The organism is Erwinia sp. (assembly GCF_031978025.1).
In the GTDB taxonomy this organism is placed as follows: domain Bacteria; phylum Pseudomonadota; class Gammaproteobacteria; order Enterobacterales; family Enterobacteriaceae; genus Erwinia.
Window position 1 is genome coordinate 13,377 of the sequence record NZ_DALZCD010000040.1, and the last position, 4,487, is coordinate 17,863.

4 protein-coding genes and 1 pseudogene are annotated in these 4,487 nt (G+C 53.4%); all 5 read left to right on the forward strand.

Annotation, left to right across the window (positions count from 1 at the left end; genetic code table 11):
- Positions 1-214, forward strand: a pseudogene (locus RTK32_RS05125) (oxygen-insensitive NADPH nitroreductase); the annotation flags it as partial.
- Positions 215-232: 18 nt separating this feature from the next.
- Positions 233-1,135: a 30S ribosomal protein S6--L-glutamate ligase gene (gene rimK, locus RTK32_RS05130; protein ID WP_312042411.1), complete on the forward strand. Its 903-nt coding sequence runs from the start codon at positions 233-235 to the stop codon at positions 1,133-1,135.
- A gap of 86 nt (positions 1,136-1,221) precedes the next feature.
- Positions 1,222-1,701, forward strand: coding sequence for a YbjN domain-containing protein (locus RTK32_RS05135; protein ID WP_312042412.1), 480 nt, complete (start codon positions 1,222-1,224; stop codon positions 1,699-1,701).
- A gap of 398 nt (positions 1,702-2,099) precedes the next feature.
- Positions 2,100-3,206 (forward strand): spermidine/putrescine ABC transporter substrate-binding protein PotF, encoded by a 1,107-nt coding sequence (gene potF / locus RTK32_RS05140; protein ID WP_312042413.1) that lies wholly within the window; start codon positions 2,100-2,102, stop codon positions 3,204-3,206.
- Positions 3,207-3,298: 92 nt separating this feature from the next.
- Complete coding sequence (potG, locus tag RTK32_RS05145) at positions 3,299-4,432, forward strand: putrescine ABC transporter ATP-binding subunit PotG (RefSeq protein ID WP_312042421.1); 1,134 nt, start codon at positions 3,299-3,301, stop codon at positions 4,430-4,432.
- Positions 4,433-4,487: the final 55 nt, after the last annotated feature.

Here is a 4,487-nt window from a genome sequence, read left to right on the forward strand (position 1 = left end):
GCCGGCCGCTATGTTGGTTCATGAGAATCACTATCAGCCCATCGATCCGGACACGCTGGCGGCCTACGATGCGCAGCATGAAGAGTATTATCTGACGCGTGAAAGCAATGCGCGAAGCGAGAGCTGGAGCGAGCATATTCAAAAGACCATTATCAAAGAAAGCCGTCCTTTTATGCTGGATTACCTGCATAAGCAGGGATGGGCAACACGTTAACCCTTTCGGAGATATCGGGTGAAAATAGCGATTCTTTCCCGGGATGGTTCGCTTTATTCGTGTAAGCGGCTGCTGGCAGCCGCACAGCTACGCGGTCACAGCGTTGAAATCATCGATCCTTTATCCTGTTATATGAACATCAACCCCGGGTCGTCCGCTATTCATTACCAGGGCAGGCAGCTGGGCCATTATGACGCGGTTATCCCGCGAATCGGCCCCGCTATTACCTTTTATGGTACGGCAGTTTTACGGCAATTTGAGGTTTGCGGCAGTTACCCTCTTAACGAATCAGTTGCCATTACCCGCGCGCGCGACAAGCTGCGTTCGCTGCAGCTGCTCGCCAGGGAAGGTATTCCTATGCCGGTTACGGGTTTTGCGCATTCGCCGGATGATACCCGTGACCTGATTGAGATGGTCGGAGGGGCACCACTGGTGGTCAAGCTGGTGGAAGGCACTCAGGGTATAGGGGTGGTATTAGCAGAGACGCGACAGGCGGCCGAAAGCGTCATTGATGCCTTCCGTGGGCTTAATGCGCATATTTTGGTGCAGGAGTTTGTCAAAGAAGCAAGGGGCAGGGATATCCGCTGCCTGGTGATTGGCGGCAGGGTAGTGGCAGCCATTGAGCGTCAGGCTAAAGAAGGCGAGTTTCGCTCAAACCTGCATCGCGGCGGAACAGCGCGCAGAGTGGAAATCAGCGCCAACGAGCAGGAGATAGCGTTGCGTGCGGCGGCGACGCTGGGCCTTGACGTGGCAGGCGTCGATATTTTACGGGCCGAACGCGGGCCATTGGTGATGGAAGTGAATGCTTCACCGGGCCTGGAAGGGATTGAAAAGACGACTGGCAGGGATATCGCCACGCAGATGATCGCCTGGATCGAGCAGCAGGCCAGGCCTGGTTTCTGTCTGAAAACCGGCGGTTGACCGGATATTTACCAGACAATCGTGGTGTTCAGGGGCTTTTTTACGTAAGCTAGGGCGCAATTTTAAGGCAGTAAGAGACCAATTACATGGATTCACTCGTCGTTCCCGATATCGAGCTTTTACGACGTTGGCTGGATCAGCAGAGCATCACCTGGTTTGAGTGCGATTCCTGTCAGGCGCTTCACCTGCCGCATATGCAGAATTTCGACGGGGTGTTTGATGCCAAGCTGGATTTGGTCGACAACGTTATCCTGTTTTCCGCGCTTGCAGAAGTCAAACCAACCGCATTGATCCCGCTGGTAGGCGATCTTTCGCAGATCAACGCCAGTTCGCTGACGGTGAAAGCTTTTGTTGATATCCAGGATGACAATCTGCCCAAGCTGATTGTCTGCCAGTCGCTCACCATTACTGCCGGTCTGACTTACGGTCAGTTTGTGCATTTTATGAAGCAAAGTGAAGAACAGATTTCAATGGTCGTGATGGAAGCCTTCGCCAATCATTTGCTGATGATGAGCGAAGAGGAAGATCGCGGTGAAATCGTCACTTCACACTCTATGCTGCATTGATTTTCAGCCACTATTTCAGGGCCAGCTGGCCCTGACTGCCGCATCTTTCTCCGTTTAAGGCCGTATCCGGCGATTTCCTTGAGTTTTCCCGCCCACTTTTCCCGTTTTTATGCTGGCTTAAGGCCGCTTTCCCGCTATTTTCTGCGCCTTTTTTCGCTTCCTGGCTCGCTTGCATAGAGTAAAACCAGGCGAATATCGATAAAAGGCGTTTTTTACGCCCGGCTCTGGTCTGGCCTGCATTGTGGGGCTATCCTTGCGAAACGGCATTTTGTGTGCAAAGCCGCAGCAGGTATAGGTTTTTTCTATTTAACAGCGCGGCGGCTAATCCTTACAGTGAGTGAAGACGCCGTTGGTCTGCTTTTTAGCCGTAGTGATCTCTGTTCAGGAGGAGAGAAAACATGTTCAACCAGCGTAAAAAATGGTCAGGCTTGGTTGCTGGCATGGTGATGGCAGTTTCAGCCGGGGTGACGGCAGCGGATAAGACCCTGCACGTTTATAACTGGTCCGATTATATCGCGCCCAATACCGTGCCTGATTTTGAAAAGCAGAGCGGCATTAAAGTTATTTACGACGTTTTCGACTCCAATGAAGTGTTGGAAGGCAAGCTGATGGCCGGCAGCACCGGCTACGATATTGTGGTGCCGTCCTCCAGCTTTTTGGCTCGCCAGCTGCAGTCCGGTGTTTTTCAGCCGCTGGATAAGAGCAAGCTGCCAAATTACAAAAACCTCGATCCTGATTTGCTGAAAAAGGTTGAGCAGCACGATCCCGGCAATAAATACGCTATTCCCTATCTGTGGGCCACTACCGGCATCGGTTATAACGTGGACAAAGTCAAAGCCGCTTTGGGCAAAGATGCGCCCGTAAACAGTTGGGATCTGGTGCTTAAGCCTGAGAATCTGGAAAAGCTGAAAAGTTGCGGTGTCTCTTTCCTGGACGCGCCGGAAGAGATCTTTGCTACCGTCCTGAACTATCTGGGCAAAGATCCTAACAGTAGCGATGCAAAAGATTATTCCGGCGCGGCGACCGATCTGTTGCTGAAGCTGCGTCCGAGCATTCGCTACTTCCACTCTTCGCAGTACATTAACGATCTGGCGAACGGTAACACCTGTGTGGCTATTGGCTGGGCGGGCGACGTGCTGCAGGCGAAGAACCGCGCTGCCGCGGCAAAAAATGGCGTGAATATCGCCTACAGCATTCCGAAAGAGGGCGCGCTGGCCTTCTTCGACATGCTGGCTATTCCTAAAGACGCGAAGAACATGGATGAAGCTTATCAGTTCCTGAACTATCTGATGGAGCCAGCCGTGATGGCGAATATCTCTAACAAGATTTTCTACGCCAGCGGCAATAAAGCCTCGGTGCCGTTAGTGGATGCCAGCGTGCGTGATAATCCGGGCATTTATCCCAATGCAGAGACGATGGCTAAATTGTTTGTGCTGAAAGTCCAGGATCCGAAACTCGATCGTGTGCGTACGCGGGCATGGACTAAAGTTAAAAGTGGCAAGTAGCTGAAGCCTCACTGAGTTATTACAGAGGCGAACCCGCCTCTGTTTTCTTTTTATACGGTATGACCGTTTAAAAGCGCCGGAGTGTAATGGAAGTGAACGACGCGATCCCTCGCCCGCAAAAAAAAGTCAGCAGAGCCGTCACGCCGCTGCTGGAAATACGCAATCTGACCAAGTCCTTTGACGGACAGCATGCGGTTGACGACGTCAACCTGACGATTTACAAAGGTGAAATTTTTGCGCTGCTGGGTGCTTCCGGCTGCGGAAAATCGACGCTGTTGCGGATGCTGGCCGGCTTTGAAGCCCCCACGTCCGGACAGATTATGTTAGACGGTCAGGATCTTTCCCACGTGCCGCCCTATCAGCGGCCTATCAACATGATGTTTCAGTCTTATGCGCTTTTTCCGCATATGACGGTGGAACAAAATATTGCCTTCGGTCTGAAACAGGACCGGCTGCCCAAAGCGGAAATTGCCGGGCGCGTGAGCGAGATGCTGGCGCTGGTGCATATGCAGGAGTACGCAAAGCGTAAGCCTCACCAGCTTTCCGGCGGTCAGCGGCAGCGCGTGGCGTTGGCACGTAGCCTGGCTAAACGGCCTAAGCTGCTGCTGCTGGATGAGCCGATGGGCGCGCTGGATAAAAAACTGCGTGACCGTATGCAGCTTGAGGTTGTGGACATTCTTGAACGCGTCGGCGCAACGTGCGTAATGGTCACGCACGATCAGGAAGAAGCGATGACAATGGCCGGCCGTATTGCCATTATGAACCGCGGAAAATTTGTGCAGATTGGCGAGCCGGAAGAGATCTATGAGCACCCGACGACGCGCTACAGCGCCGAATTTATCGGCTCGGTGAATCTTTTTCAGGGGATGCTGCGCGAGCGTCAGCCAGATGGGCTGATTATTGACAGCCCCGGTCTGCTCCATCCGCTGAAAGTGGATTCAGATGCGTCAATAGTGGACGGCGTGCCCGTGCACGTGGCGCTGCGGCCGGAAAAAGTCATGCTCAGCGACGAGGTGCCCGCCGACGGGTGCAATTTTGCCGTGGGCGAAGTGGTGCATATTGCTTATCTGGGCGACCTCTCCATCTACCATGTGCGCCTGCACAGCGGGCAGATGATCAGCGCGCAGTTGCAGAATGCCTATCGCTTCCGTAAAGGCGCACCCACCTGGGGAGACGAAGTTCGCCTCTGCTGGGATGCGGACAGCTGCGTCGTGCTGACGCAATAAGGAGAGACGTTTATGGCTCAAGTCGCTGCGTCCAAACGTCCGGCTTTACTGAACA

Bases quoted from the DNA above. Each gene is read 5' to 3' on its own strand.
- potF (WP_312042413.1), top strand. From the start codon at position 2,100: ATGTTCAACCAGCGTAAAAAATGGTCAGGCTTGGTTGCTGGCATGGTG.
- RTK32_RS05135 (WP_312042412.1), top strand. From the start codon at position 1,222: ATGGATTCACTCGTCGTTCCCGATATCGAGCTTTTACGACGTTGGCTG.